This is a genomic window from Acuticoccus sp. I52.16.1 (assembly GCF_022865125.1).
In the GTDB taxonomy this organism is placed as follows: Bacteria; Pseudomonadota; Alphaproteobacteria; order Rhizobiales; family Amorphaceae; genus Acuticoccus.
In genome coordinates, this window is the sequence record NZ_CP094828.1 from 1,845,396 (window position 1) to 1,866,532 (window position 21,137).

The 21,137-nt window shown below is 68.7% G+C and carries 15 protein-coding genes; 7 read left to right on the forward strand and 8 right to left on the reverse strand.

What is annotated here, in order from left to right; genetic code table 11:
* Positions 1–3: 3 nt before the first annotated feature.
* From glgB to MRB58_RS08310, 4 genes are all read right to left on the reverse strand, one after another.
* Complete coding sequence (gene glgB, locus MRB58_RS08295; protein WP_244781249.1) at positions 4–2,202, reverse strand: 1,4-alpha-glucan branching protein GlgB; 2,199 nt, start codon at positions 2,200–2,202, stop codon at positions 4–6.
* Positions 2,195–5,518, reverse strand: coding sequence for a maltose alpha-D-glucosyltransferase (gene treS / locus MRB58_RS08300; protein ID WP_244781931.1), 3,324 nt, complete (start codon positions 5,516–5,518; stop codon positions 2,195–2,197). The genes glgB and treS overlap by 8 nt, the downstream gene beginning before the upstream one ends.
* Positions 5,519–5,718: 200 nt before the next feature.
* Positions 5,719–7,773: an alpha-1,4-glucan--maltose-1-phosphate maltosyltransferase gene (locus MRB58_RS08305; RefSeq protein ID WP_244781250.1), complete on the reverse strand. Its 2,055-nt coding sequence runs from the start codon at positions 7,771–7,773 to the stop codon at positions 5,719–5,721.
* Between the two features lie 189 nt (positions 7,774–7,962).
* Positions 7,963–8,454, reverse strand: coding sequence for a hypothetical protein (locus tag MRB58_RS08310; protein ID WP_244781251.1), 492 nt, complete (start codon positions 8,452–8,454; stop codon positions 7,963–7,965).
* A gap of 186 nt (positions 8,455–8,640) precedes the next feature.
* Between MRB58_RS08310 and MRB58_RS08315 the strand changes: the two genes are divergently transcribed.
* From MRB58_RS08315 to MRB58_RS08325, 3 genes are all read left to right on the forward strand, one after another.
* Positions 8,641–9,450 (forward strand): glucose 1-dehydrogenase, encoded by an 810-nt coding sequence (locus MRB58_RS08315; protein ID WP_244781252.1) that lies wholly within the window; start codon positions 8,641–8,643, stop codon positions 9,448–9,450.
* 76 nt (positions 9,451–9,526) lie between these two features.
* A complete protein-coding gene (locus MRB58_RS08320) occupies positions 9,527–11,353 on the forward strand; it encodes a glycoside hydrolase family 15 protein (RefSeq protein ID WP_244781253.1) in 1,827 nt (608 codons plus the stop codon).
* 162 nt (positions 11,354–11,515) lie between these two features.
* Positions 11,516–12,913 (forward strand): aminotransferase, encoded by a 1,398-nt coding sequence (locus tag MRB58_RS08325; RefSeq protein WP_244781254.1) that lies wholly within the window; start codon positions 11,516–11,518, stop codon positions 12,911–12,913.
* Positions 12,914–13,159: 246 nt separating this feature from the next.
* Here the strand turns inward: MRB58_RS08325 and MRB58_RS08330 are convergent, their stop codons facing one another.
* Entirely contained in the window at positions 13,160–13,615 is a 456-nt protein-coding gene (locus MRB58_RS08330; protein ID WP_256461732.1) for a GatB/YqeY domain-containing protein, read from the reverse strand.
* A 312-nt stretch (positions 13,616–13,927) separates the two neighbouring features.
* On the opposite strand from MRB58_RS08330, the gene carA reads away from it, so the two are divergent.
* The 3 genes from carA to MRB58_RS08345 all read left to right on the forward strand — a co-directional run bounded on the left by carA (position 13,928) and on the right by MRB58_RS08345 (position 16,860).
* Positions 13,928–15,115 carry a glutamine-hydrolyzing carbamoyl-phosphate synthase small subunit gene (gene carA, locus MRB58_RS08335; RefSeq protein ID WP_244781256.1) on the forward strand — a complete coding sequence of 396 codons (1,188 nt, stop codon included), beginning with the start codon at positions 13,928–13,930 and terminating at the stop codon, positions 15,113–15,115.
* Between the two features lie 5 nt (positions 15,116–15,120).
* Complete coding sequence (locus MRB58_RS08340) at positions 15,121–15,609, forward strand: GNAT family N-acetyltransferase (RefSeq protein ID WP_244781932.1); 489 nt, start codon at positions 15,121–15,123, stop codon at positions 15,607–15,609.
* Between the two features lie 90 nt (positions 15,610–15,699).
* Positions 15,700–16,860: a mandelate racemase/muconate lactonizing enzyme family protein gene (locus MRB58_RS08345; RefSeq protein ID WP_244781257.1), complete on the forward strand. Its 1,161-nt coding sequence runs from the start codon at positions 15,700–15,702 to the stop codon at positions 16,858–16,860.
* 57 nt (positions 16,861–16,917) lie between these two features.
* On the opposite strand, the gene MRB58_RS08350 is transcribed toward MRB58_RS08345, so the two are convergent.
* A complete protein-coding gene (locus tag MRB58_RS08350) occupies positions 16,918–17,277 on the reverse strand; it encodes a hypothetical protein (RefSeq protein WP_244781258.1) in 360 nt (119 codons plus the stop codon).
* Between the two features lie 53 nt (positions 17,278–17,330).
* Positions 17,331–18,644 carry an isocitrate lyase gene (gene aceA, locus MRB58_RS08355; RefSeq protein WP_244781259.1) on the reverse strand — a complete coding sequence of 438 codons (1,314 nt, stop codon included), beginning with the start codon at positions 18,642–18,644 and terminating at the stop codon, positions 17,331–17,333.
* 156 nt (positions 18,645–18,800) lie between these two features.
* Between aceA and MRB58_RS08360 the strand changes: the two genes are divergently transcribed.
* On the forward strand, positions 18,801–20,258 hold the full coding sequence (locus MRB58_RS08360; protein WP_244781260.1) for an XRE family transcriptional regulator: 1,458 nt from the start codon (positions 18,801–18,803) through the stop codon (positions 20,256–20,258).
* 4 nt (positions 20,259–20,262) lie between these two features.
* Here MRB58_RS08360 and MRB58_RS08365 read toward each other — a convergent pair whose 3' ends face one another.
* Complete coding sequence (locus MRB58_RS08365; RefSeq protein WP_244781261.1) at positions 20,263–21,126, reverse strand: LysR substrate-binding domain-containing protein; 864 nt, start codon at positions 21,124–21,126, stop codon at positions 20,263–20,265.
* Positions 21,127–21,137 lie beyond the last annotated feature (11 nt).

The following is a 21,137-nucleotide window of genomic DNA, read 5'->3' on the forward strand; positions in this document are numbered from 1 at the left end:
GACCTAATGAGGAACGAAAATCAGAGCGCCGAGCGGCGGCAGCGTCAACTCTGCCGAATGCTCCCGGCCGTGGAACGGCTTGTCCTGCACGTCGATCGCCCCGGCATTGCCGACGTTGGACCCGCCGTAGACCGACGAATCGGTGTTCATCGCCTCGCGCCACTGCCCCCCGTGCGGGAAGCCGACACGATAGTTGTAACGCACGATCGGCGTAAAGTTCAGCACCACCACCACCGGGGAACGATCGGCGGCGTAGCGCACGAAGGCGAAAACCGAGGACTGGCTGTCGGACGCGTCGATCCACTCGAACCCGTCCGGGTCGCAGTCCTTCTCGTGCAGCGCGCTCGTCGTCTTGTAGAGGGTGTTGAGATCGCGGATCAGGTCCTGGATGCCGCGGTGCATCGGGTCCACCAGGAGGTGCCAGTCGAGCGACTGGTCGTGGTTCCACTCTTTTTCCTGCGCGAACTCACCGCCCATGAAGAGGAGCTTCTTGCCCGGATGGGCCCACATGAAGGCGTAGTAGGCCCGCAGGTTGGCGAACTTCTGCCACCGGTCGCCCGGCATCTTGCCCAGCATCGAGCCCTTGCCGTGCACGACCTCGTCGTGGCTCAGCGGCAGGATAAAGTCCTCCGAGAAAGCGTAATGCAGACCGAACGTGATGCTGTCGTGGTGCCAGCGGCGGTGGACCGGCTCCTCCTGGATGTAATGCAAGGTGTCGTGCATCCACCCCATATTCCACTTGAAATTAAATCCCAGTCCGCCGTCTTTCACCGGTCGCGAGACCTGCGGAAACGCGGTCGACTCCTCGGCCGCCACCATCGCCCCCTCGCCGGTTTCGAGCACCCGCTCGTTGAGCGATTGGAGGAAGGAGATGGATTCGAGGTTCTCGCGCCCGCCGTACTTGTTCGGCACCCAGTCCTCGCCGCGCGAATAGTCGCGGTAGAGCATCGAGGCGACGGCATCCACCCGCAGCCCGTCGACGTGGTAGCGGTCGATCCAGAAGAGGCCGTTCGCCTCCAGGAAGTTCGCCACCTCGTTGCGGCCGAGGTTGTAGATCAGCGTGTTCCAGTCCTTGTGGAAGCCTTCGCGCGGGTCGGCGTGCTCGTAGAGCGCGGTGCCGTCGAACTGGCCGAGGCCGTGCTGGTCGGTCGGGAAGTGGGCCGGCACCCAGTCGATGATGACGCCGATGCCCTCGGCGTGCGCCCGGTCGACGAAGCGCGCGAAGCCCTCCGGCGTGCCGAACCGCGAGGTCGGCGCATAAAGGCCGATCGGCTGGTAGCCCCACGAGCCGGAGAACGGATGCTCCGAGATCGGCAACAGCTCGACATGTGTGAAACCGAGCGACTTGACGTAGGGGATCAGCTCGTCGGCGAGCTGGTCGTAGCCGAGATAGGTATTGCCGTCGCCCCGCCGCCAGGAGCCGAGGTGCACCTCGTAGATCGAGATCGGCGCCGACCGGTCGTTGACGCCGGAGCGGCTGGAGATCCACGCCCCGTCGCTCCAGTCATGGTCGATGAGGCCGTGCACCACGGAGGATGTGTCGGGCGGAACCTCCGTCGCGAAGGCGAGCGGATCCATCTTGAGTGGCAGCACGTTGCCGTGCGCGCCGATGATTTCGTATTTGTAGTAGAGCCCGCGCGAGATGCCGGGAATGAAGATCTCCCACACGCCGACCTCGGCGCGCAGGCGCATGACGTGGCGTCGCCCGTCCCAGCCGTTGAAGTCGCCCACGACGGAGACGCGCTTGGCGTTCGGCGCCCAGACGCCGAAGTAGACGCCGTCGACGCCGCCCACCGTCGCCGGGTGCGAGCCGAGCCGCTCGTAGAGCTTGCGGTGCCGCCCCTCGGCCATGAGGTAGACGTCGAGTTCACCCAGGACGGTGCCGAAGCGGTAGGGATCGTCCGTCGTCCATTCATGCCCGCCGCTCTTCAGCTTGAGGCGGTAGTCGAACGGCTCGGTCTTCTCCAGCACCACCGCGAAGAGCCCGTCCGGGTGGGTCCTCTCCATGGTGGCGACGGCCTTGCCCTTGGCGTCGGTGAGGCGGACTTCCTCGGCCTGCGGGGCAAAGGTGCGGATATAAAGGCGGCTGCCGTCCTCGGACGGGTGCATGCCCAGGATCGAGAACGGATCGGAGTGCCGCCCGGTGACGATCGCCTCCGCTGCCGCGGGCATGAGGTCGTCACGCGTACGGGTCTCACTCATTCTCTATCTCCCCTTGGTTGATCCCGACGGCGGGGATGGCGGGCGAGGCATCGGCCCACGCCGTCACCCCGCGCTCATCGGCGAGGACGTCCAGCACCCCGTTAAGGGGAATGCGGACCCATGCCGGTCGGTTCGCCAATTCATAGCCGACCTCGTAAATCGCCTTCTGCAGGGTGAAGAGGTCGAGGAGGCCGGCGGTCAGCGGGCCGTCAGGCGCCTTGTCGCCCAGGGTCTCGAGGTAGGCGGCGATGAAGTAGCGCCGGGTGATGTCGCGCCAGGCCTGGGCTTTCACCTGCGCCTCGGCGGCATTGACCTCGTGCGTGTCGCGCCAGCGCTGCAACGCCATCGCGGCCGCATAGTCGAACGAGCGCAGCATCCCGGCCGCGTCACGCAACGGCGAGGACTTCTGCCGCCGCTCCTCCAGCGAGCGCGACGGCTCGCCCTCGAAGTCGATGATGGTGAGGTCGCCCTGGCTGACCAGCACCTGACCGAGGTGGTAGTCGCCGTGGATGCGCGTCTTGGTGCCGGACGCGGCGGCCTGGCGGACCGCGGCGAAGCGGGCGGCGATCGCGTCACGCTTGGCCAGCAGCGCGTCCGCATCCGCCGCGACGTCCTCCGACAGCGCTCCCTTGTGGGAGGCGAGCCTGGCGAACAGCTCGTCCGCCTCGCGCGTCGCCGCGTCCGCCCAGGCGGACAGGTCGTCCGGGGTGATCGGCTCGGGACGGAACGCCGGGCTCGACGCATCGCGCATCAGGGCGAGGTGCAGCTCGGCGGTACGGCGGCCGGCGAGATCGCCGATGTTGAGCGGGAAGGTCAGCACCGGCTCCTGCGTCTCCGCGGAGGTCTCCTGCTCGATGAGGTCGGCGCCTTCGAGGTAGCGCTCCAGCGCGTCGAGCACCGCGGTCCAGGCGTCGCCCTGGTTGGGGACGAAGTCGAACGCGGCCGCCAGCATCGCCGGCTCCTCGCCCTCCGCCTCCAGCGTGATGGTGCCCAGGAGCGCGGGGGTGTTGGGATAGCGCGCGACGTCCGTCAGGTGGCGGGCGATCTCGACGTCGGGCTGCTCACCCTCGCGCAGGCGGCGGTAGATCTTCAGGATCAGCTGGTCGCCGAAGATGATCGACACGTTCGACTGCTCGACCCCGATCGGCCGTGGCGCGCCCACCTCCTCGATCGCGGCCAGCGCGTCGGAGCTGCGGAAGGTCACCGTGCGAGCGCCGTAGGAAAGGATGGCGCGGGCTTGCAGTTTGGCGATCAGCTCCGCCGCCAGCGCCTCGTCCTGCGTGCCGTCCACCAGGGCGCCGAGCTTCGGCCCGGAGCGGACCTTGGCGAGCGTATAAGAGAGCTTCGGCGCGCCGGCGCGCAGGTTGTCCTCGCCCCACCGGATCGACAGCGGCGCCAGGTAGCGCTGCGGGCCCGACGGCAGATCCACCGCCATCACGGTCAGCGCGAAGGTGTCGCCCAGCACCGCCAGCGGCTCCAGCGCGACGGAGCGGATGCGCTCGTCCTTCGCCGCGAACCAGCGTTGCAGCGGCAGGAAGGCGGGCAGCGTCTCGCGCTCGAGCTGCGAGCGCTCGCGCCCCTCGATGGCGTCGCCGATGCGGCCCGAGCGGGTCGTCAGGGTGATGAAGTCCGGCAGCGTCTCGGGCAGCGGGTCGTGCCAGGTGGGGGCCTCCTCGGCGCCCGCGAGCGCGAACCAGAAGAACCCGTAGGCCGGCAGCGTCAGCATGTAGGGAAGGTCGCCGACGGGCGGGAACGCGGTGCGCCCCGTCAGCTCGATGGGCACTTTCGTGCGGTGCGCCGAGAGGTCTAGCTCCACGGCCTGGGCGGTGCGCGAGAGGTTGGCGACCACCAGGATCACCTCGCCCTCGTACTCGCGCACGTAGGCGATGACCTTGCGGTTGCGCGGGTAGATGAAGGAGATCGTCCCGCGCCCGAACGCCGGATGCTGCTTGCGCACCATGATGATGCGGCGCATCCAGTTGAGCAGCGAGGACGGGTCGTGCTCCTGCGCCTCGACGTTGATCGCCTGGTAGCCGTAGACCGGGTCCATGATCGGCGGCAGGTAGAGCTGCTGCGGATTGGCGCGGGAGAAGCCGCCGTTGCGGTCGGCCGACCACTGCATCGGCGTGCGCACACCGTCGCGGTCGCCGAGATAATAGTTGTCCCCCATCCCGATTTCGTCGCCGTAGTACAGCACCGGCGTCCCCGGCATCGACAGAAGAAAGGCATTCATCAGCTCGATCTTGCGTCGATCATTCTGCAAGAGCGGGGCCAGCCGGCGGCGAATACCGAGGTTGATGCGGGCGCGCGCGTCGGCGGCGTAGGTGCGCCACAGGTAGTCGCGCTCCTCGGCGGTGACCATTTCGAGCGTCAGCTCGTCGTGGTTGCGCAGGAAGATCGCCCACTGGCACTCGTCCGGGATCTCGGGCGTCTGGCGGATGATGTCGGTGATCGGATGCCGGTCTTCCTGCGCCAGCGCCATGTACATGCGCGGCATCAGCGGGAAGTGGAATCCCATGTGGCACTCGTCGCCCTCGCCGAAGTAGGGGCGCGTGTCCTCCGGCCACTGGTTGGCCTCGGCCAGCAGCATACGGTCGGTGTAGCGGGTGTCGAGCGCGGCGCGGATCTTCTTCAGGACGTCGTGCGTCTCGGGCAGATTCTCGTTGTTGGTCCCCTCGCGCTCGACCAGATAGGGGATCGCGTCGAGCCGCAGCCCGTCGACGCCCATGTCGAGCCACTGGTTCATCACCTTCAGAACCTCGTCGAGAACCTTCGGATTGTCGAAGTTGAGGTCCGGCTGGTGGCTGTAGAACCGGTGCCAGAAGTACATCTCGGCATCCGGATCCCACGTCCAGTTGGACTTCTCGGTGTCGAGGAAGATGATGCGGGTGAGGTTGTACTTGTCGTCGTCGTGCGACCACACGTACATGTCCCGCTCCTCGGGCGTCGCGTCCTTCTTGCGCGCCGCCTGGAACCACGGGTGCTGATCGCTGGTGTGGTTGATGACCAGCTCGGTGATCACCCGCAACCCGCGCGCGTGCGCCTCGCGCACGAAGATCTGGAACGCCTCGACGTCGCCGTACTGCGGGTTCACGGTCTCGTAGTCGGCGATATCGTACCCGTCGTCGCGCAGCGGCGAGGGGTAGAAGGGCAGGAGCCAGATGGCCGTGACGCCCAGCGCCTGGACGTAATCCAGCTTCTCCATCAGGCCGCGAAAGTCGCCATAGCCGTTGTTGTCGGCGTCGTAGAAGGCCTTGATGTGCAGCTGATAGATGATCGCGTCCTTGTACCAGTCGGTAATGGAACGATCGATCAGGCCGTCCTTGAGCGTGCCGTCTTCGGGGGTTTCGGACTCGGTAACGGGGGCGACGGCGTCCATAGGAGAATAATGCTCCAGTTATTGTTCTGTCGTCTTCACCAACGCGGCGCGGCTCGCGCTGGTTCGGTCGGCGACACGGCGATGCTATCGCAACCGCTGGTCGCGTCGAGAGCGGTTTTTACGCGGCAGCCCTGCTGCTAGAGCCCCTTCTCGGGGTCGTGCAGGCGCCAGACGAAGTACGGACGCTGGGTCGGATCGATGAACACATGCTGGATCTTGCCGGTCCAGGTGAAGTCGTATTCCGCCACGAGATCCGTCACCTGGATCGACGCGTGGTCCGGCAGGCCGAACTCCCACAGCGGCACCTCGAAGTCGGCGCCGTGCCCGGCATGCGGGTCCAGGTTCACGGCGAACAGAAGGAACGACGACCGGTCCTTGGTGCGCTTGCCGTAGTAGAGGATGTTGTCGTTCCACATGTTGTAGAACGTCAGGTTCGTGAATTCCTGGAGCGCCGGCTGGGTCTTGCGCAGATGGTTCATCAGCCAGATGTCGTGACGGATGTGGCCGGGGCGGTCCCAATCCCAGGCCCTCAGCTCGTATTTCTCGGAGTTGAGGTACTCCTCCTTGCCCGGGACCGGCGTCCCCTCGCACAGCTCGAACCCGTTGTAGACGCCGTAGTTGCCGGCGAGCGAGGCCGCCAGCACCAGCCGCACCTGGTAGCCCGGCCGGCCGGACGTCTGGAGGTAGACGGGGTTGATGTCGGGCGTGTTGACGAAGAAATTCACCCGCATGGTGTCTTTCTTCACTGTGGTGGTCAGCTCCGTCATGTACTCCGTCAGTTCGGCCTTCGTATTGCGCCAGGTGAAATAGGAGTAGGACTGCGTGAAGCCGATCTTGGCGAGGCGGTGCATCACCTTCGGCCGCGTGAACGCCTCGGCGAGGAAGATCACGTCCGGGTGGTCCTTCTGCACCTCGGCGATCAGCCATTCCCAGAAGGTGAAGGCCTTGGTGTGCGGGTTGTCGACCCGGAAGATCTTCACCCCGTGGCCGATCCAGAAGAGGAAGATGTCCTTCTGCGCATGCCACAGCGCCGGGATCGGCGCGTCCCCGTCGTAGAAGCGGACGTTGACGATGTCCTCGTACTTCTTCGGCGGGTTCTCGGCGAACTTGATCGACCCGTCCGGCCGCCAGTCGAACCAGTCCGGGTGGGTCTTGATCCAGGGGTGATCGGGCGAGCACTGGACCGCATAGTCGAGCGCGATCTCGAGACCGTGCGCGGCGGCCGCGTCCACCAGGCGCTTGAAGTCCGCGAAAGTGCCGAGCTCGGGGTGCAGCGCGTCGTGCCCGCCCTCCTCCGAGCCGATCGCGTACGGCGATCCGGGATCCCCCGGCTCGGCCTTGAGCGAGTTGTTGCGGCCCTTGCGGTTGGTCTCGCCGATGGGGTGGATCGGCGTGAAATAGAGCACGTCGAACCCGAGGCCCTGGACGTAGGGAAGCCGGGCGATCACGTCGTCGAACGTGCCGTGACGGTTCACGTCACCCGACATCGAGCGCGGCATCACCTCGTACCAGGCGGCGAAGGCGGCCGCCTTGCGGTCCACCGTCAGCGGCAGGACCTTGTAGTGCGACAAGTTCGCCCGGTGGCCGGCACGCTGCATCAGACCGGCGGTGTCGTCCGTCATCAGCGTGGCGAAGCGCTCCGAGTCGGGCGCGTCGCGCATGTCGGCGGCGAGGCGGCGCAGCTCGGCCTGCTCGCCCGACGTCCCGCGCCCGCAGCCGACGGACCTCGCGATCAGTTCCGCCCCCTCCTGCAACTCCAGCGTGATCGGCACGCCGGCATTGTGCTTCTTGGCGGTGTCGGAGCGCCAGGTCGCCCACTCGTCGCGCCAGGCGATGATGGTGTACTCGTGCGGGGCGTTGTCGGTCGGGGTGAAGTGGCCCTGCCAGCGGTCGTTGACCACGTAGCGCAGCGGCTCCTCCTCCCAATTGTCGACGCCGCGGCGCCGCCAGAGGACGGCGCAGGCGACCTTGTCGTGCCCGTCGCCGAAGACGTCGGCCGCGATCACGAAGGGCTGGCCGGCCACCGTCTTGGCCGGGAAGCGCCCGCCGTCGATCTCCGGGTCGACCCCCTCGATCGCGACGCGGTCGACGGCGATCGCGGCGATGCCGTCGTCCGGGCGGACGGGGTCGGCATCACTCGCCAGATGAGGTGCAGCCGAGGGGGCCTTGGTTGCAACGCTGGTGTCGGTCATGTCGCTCTCGATGTCGGGCGGCCGGCCTACACGTCGAGGTCGAGCCGGCAGCCTCGCTCCAATGATCGCGCGTCGTCTCACGAGACCGGCGTCGCCCTTCGCCACCGAGGGGCTGCGCGGCCCTGCGCGCCCCATAAGGTATGGGCCAGTGTCGAGCGGCGGCAACCCTCCACCCCCGTTCCCGTCGCCTCAGCGACGCGCCATGCGCCACGCCGCCGCGAACACCACCGCCCAGACGACGTGGCCGATCAGCGCCACCCAGGTGATTCCGGTCCAGGCCAGGAAGGGCGGATTGCCGTTGACGAGATGGGCCATCACGTAGAGCGCGAACACCCACAGCACGACACCGTAGGCCACCGCGACGACGAGCCACGGCAACCCCGGCATCACCGCCCGCGCGATGGGCCGTGCGACGAAGACGTAGCCGACGGGATAGAACACGATCCCCGTCGCCCAGTGGACGATCGCGCCGCCGGTCGTGGCCCCTTCGAACGGACCGAACAGGGTCTGCAGCGTCTGCGCCGCGAGCGGCTCCGGGGCGAGGCGGGAAAATCCCAGCGTCGGCGTCAGCCATTGGCCGAACACGTCGAACGCGGCCGTCGCCAGTGCCCCGGCGAGCAGCAGCACGACGAGATCGTAAGGGGAGACCGCGGACGCGGCCGGTGGTCGGACGGTCGACATCGCATGCACCTTCGTTTGTGTGTTGGCACAACCACTGCACCGCGCAGTAGCTAGGATGTCGTTGAGGACGTTCATCAAAAAATCTTTGCGCCGGCGACGCACGATTGCGTGTGCGCCGCCGGTGGCATCGCCTGGGGCCAGCCCCATGTTGCACCAAGATCGAGCCCCAATGGAAAGGATCGCGCCATGACCGAGGCATCCGAACGCTACCTCGCGGACCAGGTTGCCGTCGTCACCGGTGCCAGCTCGGGCCTGGGCCAGGCCTGCGCCGTCGCGCTCGCCCGGCGCGGCGCCAGCGTCGCCGTCAACTACCACCACGACGCCGACGGCGCGGCGCAGACCGTGCGGCGCTGCGAGGAGGCCGGCGCCCGCGCCTTCGCCTTCCAGGCCGACGTGTCGGACGAGGACGGCGTAAAGGCGCTCTTCGCCGAGACGGTCGACACCTACGCGACGGTCGACATCCTGGTCGCCAACGCGGGATTGCAGAAGGACGCCAGGTTCACCGACCTGACGCTGAAGGACTGGAACACGGTCATCGGCGTGAACCTCACCGGCGCGTTCCTGTGCATGCAGGAGGCGGTGCGCCAGTTTCGCCGTCAGGGGATGCGCCACTCGCGCGCTCTCGGCAAGATCATCGCCATGAGCTCTGTCCACGACGTCATCCCGTGGGCCGGCCACGTGAACTATGCCGCCTCCAAGGGGGGCCTCTCGCTGCTGGTCAAGAGCGCCGCGCAGGAGCTGGCGGAGGAGAAGATCCGCGTCAACGCCATCGCCCCCGGTGCCATCGCCACCGCGATCAACAAATCCGTCTGGTCCGATCCGGCGCAGATGGAGGCGCTGAAGAAGCTGATGCCCTACGGCCGCATCGGCCAGCCGGAGGACATCGGCGAAGCGGCCGCCTGGATGGCGTCCGACATGGCCGACTACATGGTCGGTCACACGATGGTGGTCGACGGCGGCATGGAACTCTACCCCGAGTTCCGCGACAACGGCTGACCGGCCGCCCCGCCGGACACGGCGCGTGTGCCTCCCAGCCGCACGCGCGCGCCCCCGAGACGCCAGGACCCACACCATGGACGCACGCCCGGCCCCGCCGGACACGCAGGCCTTCCCCGCGATCGAGGATTACGCCGCCGTCGGCAACCTCGAGACGGTGGCGCTGATCGCTAGCAACGGAGCCGTAGAGCTCTTCTGCTACCCCGCGTTCGATTCGCCGGCGATCTTCTCCGCCGCGCTGGACCGGGCCGCCGGCAGCTTCCGCGTTCGTCCCACCTTCGCCCGCACCGGCACGCAGCGCTACGTCGGCGACACCAACGTCCTCGTCACCCGCTACGAGGACGGCCCCAACATCGTCGAAGTGACTGACTTCATGCCGATCGGCGAGCCGGAGCACACCAACCAACTGGTACGCATCGCCGCCGTGGTCGCCGGCACCGCCACGATCGAGGCGCGCTGCACGCCGGCGTTCGACTATGGCCGCGGCCCGACCAAAGCCCGCCTCGCCGACGCGCACGTCGTTTACGAGGACGGCGGCGTCACCCTGCCGATGCGCCTCGCCGCCACCCACCCGCTCCACCTCGACGGGCTGGAGGCGAGCGCCACCGCCGAGCTTGCGGCCGGGGAGCGGATGGTGCTGGTGCTCGTGATGGACGACGCCGAGCAGCACCTCCTGAAGGAGGACGGCGTCGACCTCGCCCTCGCGGACACCATCGCCACCTGGCGGGACTGGACCGCGCAGAGCGACTATGACGGGCCCTGGCGCGACATGGTGATGCGCTCCGCCCTGGCCCTGAAGCTCATGTTTTCGGACGCGCACGGGGCCATCGTCGCCGCCCCGACCTTCGGCCTTCCCGAGGCGATCGGGGGCGAGCGCAATTGGGACTACCGCTACTGCTGGGTGCGCGATTCGGCATTCACGATCTACGCCATGCTGCGCCTCGGCTTCTATGCGGAGGCCGACAAGTATCGCGCCTGGATCCGCGACCGGATCGAGGAGCGCGAGGTCGAAACGATCGCGCTGATGTACCGCGTCGACGGGTCGACCGACCTCGACGAAACGCTCCTGCCGCACCTTTCCGGCTACCGTGGCTCGCAGCCCGTGCGCATCGGCAACGCGGCCTACACCCAGACCCAGCTCGACATCTTCGGAGAGGTGATCGACACCCTCTACATCGCGCAGAAGTTCATCGCCCCGATGGACGAGCGGCTGTGGCGCGACGTCAGCCGCCTCGTCGAGGCGGCATGCGAGACGTGGGACGACCCCGGCTCCGGCTTCTGGGAGATGCGCGGCGAGCCCACCCGCTTTCTCGACGCGCACCTCATGTCCTGGGTGGCGCTCGACCGGGCGATCCGCCTCGCCGACCGCACCGGCATGCCGCAGAATCCGCGCTGGCGGGAGAACCGCGCGCTGATCGTCGACACGATCGAGACGCACTTCTGGAACGGCGAGATCGGCGCCTACACGCAGACCTACGGGGGCGACAAGGTCGACGCGACCGCTCTGCTGATGCCGCTGATGAAATACACGTCGACGACGTCCGAGCGTTTCCGCTCGACCCTCGCGGTCATCGAGCGTCGCCTGGTCCACGGGCCGCGGGTGCGGCGCTACGAGCCGGTCGGCGAGGCGCAGGAGGGGGTCGACGGGCCGGCCGAGGGCTCGTTCGTCGCCTGCTCGTTCTGGTACATCGAGGTGCTCGCCCGTTCCGGGCGCGTCGACGAGGCCGAGCGGCTGTTCGAGGCGATGCTGGCGATGGCCTCCCCCACCGGCCTCTTCGCCGAGGAGGTGGACGGCATGGGCCGGCACCTCGGCAACACGCCGCAGGCCCTCTCGCACCTCGCCCTGATCAGCGCGGCGGTGGCGCTGCGCCGCGCAATTGCGAATGGCGGGGACGCGTTCTGACCATCGCTGGCCCGTTCGCGATGTGCTAGCATTCGCGCCGATCGCGCCCTGTCCGGCGCGGTCGATGTCACTCACTCCGCGCCGAGGAACGCCGCGCCCGCCCGGCCGCCGGCCTCGCCGCGGATCGCCCGTCGCACGACGCGCCACCCGGGAGCACCACGAATGGACCTCAGTCCCGCGCACAACCAGTCGCTGGAGGACCTCGACCGCGAGAACGTCCTCCACCCGTTCACCTCGCCCGCGGCTCTGATGGAGCACGGCCCGACGGTGATGATGGAGGGTAAGGGCGCGCGGCTGACGGACCACACCGGCAAGGTCTACCTCGACGGTCTGGCCGGCCTGTGGTGCGTCAACGTCGGCTACGGGCGCCAGGAGATCGCCGAGGCGATCTACGAGCAGGCCAAGAAGCTGCCCTACTACCACCAGTTCTCGGCCATGGGCACCGAGCCCGGCATCCACACCGCCGACAAGGTCAAGCGCCTCGCGCCCGGCAACATGGCGCGCGTGCTGTTCGGCTGCTCGGGGTCCGACGCCAACGACACGCAGGTCAAGATCGCGTGGTATTACAATAACCTGAAGGGCCGGCCGCAGAAGAAGAAGATCCTCGCCCGCAACCGCGCCTACCACGGTGTCACGGTCGCCGCCGGGTCGCTGACGGGCCTCGCCTACGTCCACACCGCGTTCGACCTGCCGCTGCCGCAAGTGGTGCGCCTGACCTGCCCGCACTACTACCACGAGCAGCACCCCGGCGAGACCGAAGAAGCCTTCTGCGACCGCCTCGTCGACGAGCTGAAGGCGACCATCGAGCGCGAGGGCGCCGACACCATCGCCGCCTTCATCGCCGAGCCGGTGATGGGCGCGGGCGGCGTCGTCTTCCCGCCGAAGGGCTATTTCGAGAAAATCTCGAAGGTGCTGAAAGAGAACGACATTCTCTTCATCGCCGACGAGGTGATCTGCGGGTTCGGCCGCCTCGGCACGCCGTTCGGCGCCCAGTATTTCGGGTTCGAGCCGGACATGATCTCCGTCGCCAAGGGCATCACCTCCGGCTACCAGCCGCTGTCGGCGGTGCTGGTGGGCGAAGAGGTGTGGCAGACGCTGCTGGAGGATCCGCTCAACCTCAACCTCTTCGGCCACGGCTACACCTACACCGCGCACCCGATCGCCTGCGCCGCCGCCAACGCCAACCTCGACATCATGGAGCGTGAGGCGCTGTTCGCCAACGCGGCGGAGACCGGCGCCTACCTGCAGGCCGCGCTGCGCAAACGCTTCGGGAGCGACCCGCATGTCGGCGAGATCCGCGGCGACGGCATGATCGCCGCGGTGGAGCTCTCCGCCGATCCGGCGACGCGCAAGACGTTCGACCCCGCGGCCGGCGTCGGCAAGGCGGTCGCCGCCGAGGCGATGGAGCGCGGGCTCATCGTGCGGCCGATGATGAACGACTCGCTCGCCATGTCGCCGCCGCTGATGATCACGCGCGACGACGTCGACCAGATCGTCGACACGCTCGGCGCGTCGATCGACGCCAAGCGGGACATGATCGCCGCCGCCGCCAAGGCCTGATGCGCGAAGGCGCGGCGCCTTCCGGCGTCGCGCCCCGCGATCCGTCGATCGAGATGATGTGCGAAGACCCACCGCCCCCGTCGCGGACCGAGCGGTGGCTGGACCGAGGCTGGCGTTCCCGTCGAAGGTGGGGAGGTCGGTCCCGGCAGCGGCCTCTGAAGAGGGTCGCCGGAGGGGCGCGGTCGTAGCCGATCAAGCCTGTCGCGTCGTCGGACGTCGGGCGGCGTGACCCGGTAGAACAGCGCTCTAGCGCAGCATTCCCTTCACGAGATTGCTCGCCCGGCCGATGTCGAGCTGGTCCGGATAGCGTTTCTTGAGCGCGGTAATCGTGCGGCCCACGTCGCGAAGGCCGGCGGCGCCGATGTCGTTCACCACCTGCGCACAGGCGGTCCGCAGGGTCGGTTCGTCCATCAGCGGGGGCATAAACTCGCGGATGGTCTCGATCTCGGCCTTGGTCTGGCGCACCGTCTCCAGGTCGCCGGCCTTGCGGTCGGAGGCGATCTGTTCCTCGCGCTGCTTGATCATCTTGGCGAGCAGCGCGGCGATCTCGGCCTGCGTGATCTTCTCGCCGTTGCCCACGCAGTGCGCCTGATCGCGGTCGCGAATGGCCGTCTGCATGAGGCGCAGGGTACACATTCGGCGCCGATCATCATCATGCGCGGCGTTCTTTACGGCGGCTTGCAGTTGCTCTCGTACGTTCATGACCACACCCTGCTGACACAGACGCTGTCCGTTCGATGGCGCTTAACACCCTTGAACATCAGCGCCAAGCACGCAACCGGTTCCTTACTTTACGCTTAGCACCGCCGCCGAGGATTGCGACGGTTGTGCATCGCTGCCATGTGTTCCTGTCGTGCGGCTGACTAAAATGGCGAATTTTCCCAATTTGCCAACCCTACCTAACAAGGTGTTCATGCTCCGCACCCTGCGATCCGGTCAACGCTTGGGATGACGGGGTGTTCAACCGAACGCGGCGCGTTTACATCCTGTGGAACGATAACAGGGAAATTGTGGATGGACGGTTGGGTCGAGCCGAAGCCCACGGCCTGCCTCGCGCTGGCTGACGGGCTTGTCCTGCGCGGGATGGGCGCGGGCGCTGTTGGCACGGCGGTCGGCGAAGTGTGCTTCAATACGGCGATGACGGGTTATCAGGAGATCCTGACCGATCCGTCCTACGCCGGTCAGATCGTCACGTTCACGTTTCCCCATGTCGGTAATGTGGGAGCGAACGAGGACGATATCGAGACCGTCGCCGCCCAGGCACGTAATGCCGCCCAGGGTTGCATCCTGCGTGCGCCGATCTCGCGGCCGCAGAGCTGGCGGGCGCGCGAAGGCTTTGACACCTGGCTCGAGGCCCGCGGCATCGTCGCCATCACCGGCGTCGACACTCGCGCGCTGACCGCCCACATCCGCGAGGGCGGCATGGTCAACGCCGCGATCGCCCACAATCCGGACGGCGTGTTCGACGAAGCGGCCCTCCTGGAGGCTGCGCGCAACGCCCCCGACATGGACGGCGCGGAACTCGCCACCACCGTCTCCACCGGCGAAGCGGCCCCGTGGCTGGGCGGCGCCTGGACCTGGCCCGGCTTCTACGCCGAGATCGAGGGCGAGCGCGGCGGGCCGCGGATCGTCGCCCTCGATTACGGCATCAAGGGCAACATCCTGCGCCTTCTCGCCGAGCGCGGCGCCAACGTCACCGTGGTGCCGGCGAGCGCCAGCGCCGAGGAGATCCTGGCGCTGAACCCGGACGGGCTCTTTCTCTCCAACGGCCCCGGCGATCCGGGCGCGACGGGCAGGATCATCGGCGACACGCTGAAGACGCTCGTCGACCGGCGTCTGCCGACCTTCGGCATCTGCCTCGGCCATCAGCTCCTCGGCCATGCCATCGGGGCGAAGACCAAGAAGATGCGCCAGGGCCACCACGGTGCCAATCACCCGGTGCTCGACCTCGACAGCGGCGCGGTCTCCATCGTGTCGATGAACCACGGCTTCACCGTCGACGCCGCGACGCTGCCGTCCAACGCGCGCGAGACGCATCGCTCGCTGTTCGACGGGTCCAACTGCGGTCTGGCGATGACCGACCGGCCGGTGTTCTCGGTGCAGTACCACCCCGAGGCGTCCCCCGGCCCGCACGACAGCTACAACCTGTTCGACCGCTTCCTGGGCATGATCGCCGCCGAGAAGGCGCAGACCGCGCTGTGACGACGATGGCCCTGTCGGTCGAGGACGCGCGGCCGGAGGACCTCGCGGCGATCGCGGCGGTCAACAACGCCGCGGTCCCCGCCGTCAACGCACTGACGGCCGAGGAGATGGGCGCCGTCGCCGCGCTCGGCGCGCTGCGCATCGTGCGCACGGGGGGCGCGGTCGGCGGGCTGGTCCTGACGATCCCCGAGGGGCAGCCCTACGCCAGCCTGAACTACCGCTGGTTCAGCGGCGAGTTCGACGCTTTCCTCTACGTCGACCGCATCGTCGTCGCGCCCGAGGCGCGGGGGCTCGGCGTCGGCCGCGCCCTCTACGAGGACACCTTCGCCCGCGCCAGGTCGCTCGGCCGCCCGCGCGTCTGCGCCGAGGTGAACGTCGAGCCGCCGAACCCCGGCTCCATGGCCTTCCACGCCGCGACCGGCTTCAACGTCCTCCTCGACCGCTTCAACGAGGAGGCCGGCAAGACCGTGCGGATGATGGAGCGGCCGGTCTGACCGCGCGGCCGCCCGGCGCTTGACAGCCGGCGGCCACCCGCTACCCCCGTCCCTCATGGCCCGCGACAGAACGGGCCGCGAGGAGACGCCATGAAGATCACCGCCGTCCGCAGCCACCGGCTCGGCTACACCCTCCCCGAAACGCTCGGCTACTCGCAGCAGATGTACGACCGTCGCACGGCGCATCTGGTCGAGGTGACGACCGACGCCGGTATCACCGGTTGGGGCGAGTGCTTCGGCCCCGGCCCGGTCGCCGTCGCCAATCAGACGATCGTCGAGAAGGTGATCGCCCCGCTGATCGTCGGCCGCGACCCGATGGCCCGCGAGGTGCTGTGGCACGAGATCTACAACCGCCTGCGCGACCATGGGCAGAAGGGGATGCCGTTGCAGGCGCTGTCGGGAGTCGACATCGCGCTGTGGGACCTCGCCGGCAAGGCGACCGGCCAGTCCATCGCGCAGATGCTCGGCGGCCGCTTCCGCGAGGACGTCCCCGTCTACGGCTACGGCATGATGCTGCGGCCGGACGCGACCGACCTCGCCGCCCGCTTCGCTGAGGAGGCCGCCGCGATCGAGGCGAAGGGCTTCCGCGCCACGAAGATGAAGATCGGCCGCGGCGTCGCCGAGGACATCCGCCTGATCGAGGCGGTGCGTGGCGCGCTGAAGGACGAGACGCGGCTGATGGTGGACGCCAACCACGCCTACCACGTCACGCAGGCCTTCGCGGTCGGCCGCGCGATGGAAGGCCTCGGCGTCTACTGGTTCGAGGAGCCGGTCGCGCCGGAGGATCTCGACGGCTACGCCGAGCTGCGGCGCGGCCTCGCGGTCAACATCGCCGGCGGCGAGGCGGAGTTCACCCGCTGGGGCTGGCGCGCCCTCCTCGAGAAGCGCTGCGTCTCCATCGCGCAGCCGGAGGTGTGCGGCCTCGGCGGGATCTCCGAGTTCATGAAGGTGCTGACGCTGTGTCAGACGCACATGATCCCGGTGGTCAACCACGTGTGGGGATCGGCGGTGTCGGTCGCCACCAACCTCCAGCTCCTCGCCGCGCAGCCGCCGCTCCCCGGCGGCCTCCACCCCGACGAGCCGATGCTCGAGTACGACACCACCGACAATGCCTTCATGAGCGACCTGCCGCAGGAGGGCCTCGGCGTCCTGCAGAGCGTGGCGAAAACGGGCCGCGTCGCCATCCCCGACCGGCCGGGCCACGGCGTGGTGCCCGATCCGGACGTCCTGGCACGCTACCGGCTGGACTGACGAAAAAAGGGCCGCCGATGACGGTCGGCGGCCAGTCGGTCGGTGCTGTGCGTGGTCTCAGATCCGCGTGCCGCGCGGCGCGTGGGTGAGGCGCTTCTGCATCGCGTTCCAGCGGTGACGGCCGGCGATGTCGCGCAGCAGCGCGAAGATCTGCGGATCGCCGACGGTGCCGTTGGTGGCGGCGAGGGTGAACTCGGCGCACAGCTCGCGGCCCTCTTCGGCGGTGCCCCGCGCGCATTCGTCGAGCGCGGCGAGGTCGAAGGCGGAGCGCTCGGCGAGCCCCTCCAGCGAGGCGCGCATGTCCTCGAGCTCCATGTCCGTCTCGATGACGACGTGGAAGCCGGTGACCGAGCGCGGCAGGGCGCGGACGGCGTCGACCGGGGTGCCGGCGGCGAGCGACTTGGTGATCATGTTCATGGCGTTCGTCCTTTCCTGAGGGTTGTGGGGGAGGTGGCGCTCCCCCGCGCGGCCTATTCGGCGGCGGTCCGGAGGGCCGCGCCCTCGGTGGATTTGAACTGGTCGGTCTCGGTCGACTCGCCCATCGCGGTGGTCGACGACTGCCCGCCCGACAGCGTCATCGACACGAGGTCGAAGTAGCCGGTGCCGGCCTCACGCTGGTGGCGCGTCGCGGTGTAGCCGTTCGCCTCGGCCGCGAACTCGGCCTGTTGCAGCTCGGAATAGGCGCCCATGCCGCGCGCCGCGTAGCCGCGCGCCAACTCGAACATCGAGTAGTTGATGGCGTGGAAGCCGGCGAGCGTGACGAACTGGAACTTGTAGCCCATCGCCGCGATCTCGCGCTGGAAGGTCTCGATCGTGTCCCGGTCGATGTTGGCGAGCCAGTTGAACGAGGGCGAGCAGTTGTAGGCCAGCATCTTGCCGGGGTGCTCCTTGTGCACGGCCTCGGCGAACTTTCGCGCACCGTCGAGGTCGGGCTTGGAGGTCTCCCACCAGATGAGGTCGGACTTGTCGGCGAACGCCAGACCGCGCTTGATGCAGTGGGCGAGGCCCATTCCGGGCTTCAGGCGGTAGAAGCCTTCGGCGGTGCGCCCGGCGTCGAAGTCGATGAACTCGTGGTCGCGCTCGTCGATGTCGGACGTGATGAGGCGGGCCGATTCGGCGTCGGTGCGCGCCATGATGAAGGTCGGCACGCCCGCGACGTCGGCGGCGAGGCGCGCGGCCATCAGGTTGCGCTCGTGCGCCTTGGTCGGGATCAGCACCTTGCCGCCGAGGTGGCCGCACTTCTTCTCGCTGGCGAGTTGGTCCTCGAAGTGGACGCCCGCGACGCCCGCCTCGATGTAGGCCTTCATGATCTCGTAGCAGTTGAGCGGGCCGCCGAAGCCGGCCTCCGCGTCGGCGACGATGGGGGCGAACCAGTCGATCTGGGCGCCGCCCTCGGCGTGCTCGATCTGGTCGGCGCGGGTCAGCGCGCGGTTGATGCGCTTGGCGAGTTCCGGGCCCGCGTTGGCCGGGTAGAGCGACTGGTCCGGGTAGGTCTGCGCGGCGGTGTTGCCGTCGGCGGCGACCTGCCAGCCGGAGAGGTAGATCGCCTTCAGTCCGGCGCGGACCTGCTGCACGGCCTGGTTGCCGGTCACCGCGCCCAGCGAGTTGACGTAGTCCAGCTCGTGGAGATCGCGCCAGAGGCGGTCGGCGCCCCGCTCGGCGAGGGTGTGCCGGATGTGGACCGAGCCACGCAGGCGCAGGACCTCCTCGGGCGAGTAGGCGCGGGTGATCCCGTCGAAACGGCCTTCGGCGGCGGAGGGGACGAGATCGGCAAAAGTCGTCATGGCGGTCTTCCTGGACTCGAAGTGGGTTCTACGCTCGGCGCGATGTGTCATTGTAGAAACCGCGAATTGTCACTCGGGTCCAGATCGCTCCGGCTCTGGTCGAGTTGCGTTGTATGAGTTACGATTGATACAAGCTGTCATGTTGTAAGGTTTGTCATGTCGGATATCGACGCGCGGCGGAAGCTCTTCCTCGGCCCGCAGATCCGCAAGCTGCGCCGCTCGCTGAAGCTCACTCAGGCGCAGATGGCCGAGGGGCTGGAGATCTCCGCCAGCTACCTCACCCTGATCGAGCGCAACCAGCGCCCGCTCACCGCACAGCTCATCCTGCGCCTCGCCGACGCCTACGACATCGACGTGCGCACCCTCGCCCCCTCGACCGACAGCTCCACGTTGCTGGCCCTGCAGGAGGTGGCGGCCGATCCGCAGCTCGCCGGTGCCGACCTCTCGCACCACGAGCTGCAGGAGATGGCGGAGATGTTCCCCCGCGCCGCCGACGCGCTGGTGCGCCTGCACGAGGGCCTGCGCGCCGCCCGCGAGGACGCCGAGGCCCTGGCGGAGACCGCAGCCGAAGGCGCGCTGCCGGGGCTCGGCACCAGCCCGGTGGAGGAGACCCGCGAGGCGCTCCAGGCGCGCGACAACTACTTCCCCGAGCTGGAGCAGGTGGCGGCCGACTTCGCGACCCGCAACAAGGTGCGCCTCGACCTGCCGCAGGCGCTGACGACGAGCCTCGTCAACCACCTGAAGGACGCGCACAACGTCGACACCGTGATCATGCCCTACGACGTCATGCACGGCCTGCTGCGCCGGTTCGACCGCCACCGCAACCGCCTGATGCTGTCCGAGCTGCTGACCCCGTCCAGCCGCACCTTCCAGGTGGCGCATCTGGTGGGGCAGCTGGAAGCCGGCGAGCTGGTGCGGGCGATGGCGAACGACCCGCGCTGCACCTCCGACTCCTCGCGCGGCATCCTGCGGCTGACGCTCGGCAACTACCTCGCCGCCGCGATCATGTTCCCCTACGACCGCTTCCTCGAGGCCGCCGAGCGGCTGCGCTACGACGTCGAGGTGCTGGCCTCCCGCTTCGCCGCCTCGTTCGAGCAGGTCGCCCACCGGCTGACCACGCTGCGCCGGCCGGGCGCCAAGGGGGTGCCGTTCTTCATGATCCGCGTCGACCGGGCGGGCAACATCTCCAAGCGCTTCGGCGGCGGGGTCTTCCCGTTCGCGCGCTCGGGCGGCACCTGCCCGCGCTGGCGGCTCTACGAGGCGTTCCGCACGCCGGGCCGCACGGTGGTCGACCTCGCCGCGCTGCCGGAGGGGCAGGCCTTCCTCACCATCGCCCGCACCACCGAGCGGGCCGGCGCCGGCGCCCACAACCCCGGCCAGGAGCTGGTCGTCGGCCTCGGCGCGGAGGTGACGCACGCCGGCCGCCTGGTCTATGCCGACGGGCTCGACCTCTCGGCCAAGGGGCGGGCGAACGTCGCGACGCCGATCGGCGTCAACTGCCGGCTCTGCCCGCGCGAGACGTGCAACTGGCGCGCCTTCCCGCCGCTGACGGGCCGCCTGGTGGTCGACGTGACGCGCCGCTCGGTCACGCCCTACCACTTCGTGCGCAGCTAGAGCCTCACGCCCGCGCCGCCTCGGCGAGCCAGGCGAGGAAGGTCCGCTCGCGGCCGTCCGACACCTCCGGGCTCAGCGCCACGTAGGTCCAGCCGCTGGAGACGAAGCCGAACGGCGCCACGAGGCGGCCGGCGGCGAGGTCGTCCGCCACCAGCACCTCGGGCGCGATGGCGACGCCCAGTCCCGCGGTGGCCGCCTCCAGCATGAAGTAGAAATGCTCGAACGTGCGCCCCTCGCTGGGGTCGGGCGGAGCGCCGACGGCGGCACACCAGTCCGGCCAGGCGGTGAGCCGGGTGCGGGTGTGCAGGCGCGTCAACGTCCGCAGTGCCTCGAACGTCGCGCCCGGCGGCGCGATCTTGGGGCTCACGACCGGGCCGACGCGCTCGGCGATGAGCGGCGTCACCAGTGCGCCGGGCCACGGACCGGGGCCGACCCGGATCGCCGCGTCGAGGCGCTGGCGCCGGAAGTCGACCGGCATGTCGTCGGTGATGAGACGCACCTCGATGCCGGGGTGCAGGTCGTGGAAGTCGAACAGACGCGGGATCAGCCAGCGCATCGAGAAGGTGCCGAGGCACGACACGTCGAGCGCCTGCCGCTCCGGCGCGGTGACGCGCGAGACCGCCGCGTCGATGAGATCGAACGCGCGGGTGAGGTCGGGCCGCAGCGCCGCCCCCGCGCCGGTCAGGCTCAGGTGGTTGCGCGGCCCCTCGAAGAGGGCGACGCCGAGCACCGCCTCCAGCGCGCGGACCTGCCGGCTCACGGCGCCGTGGGTGACGCCCAGCTCCTCGGCCGCCAGCGTCATCTGCCCGAGGCGCGCTGTGGATTCGAAGGCGCGCAGGGCGGTCAGCGGGAGTGCACCGCGCTTCATGTTCGTAAAAC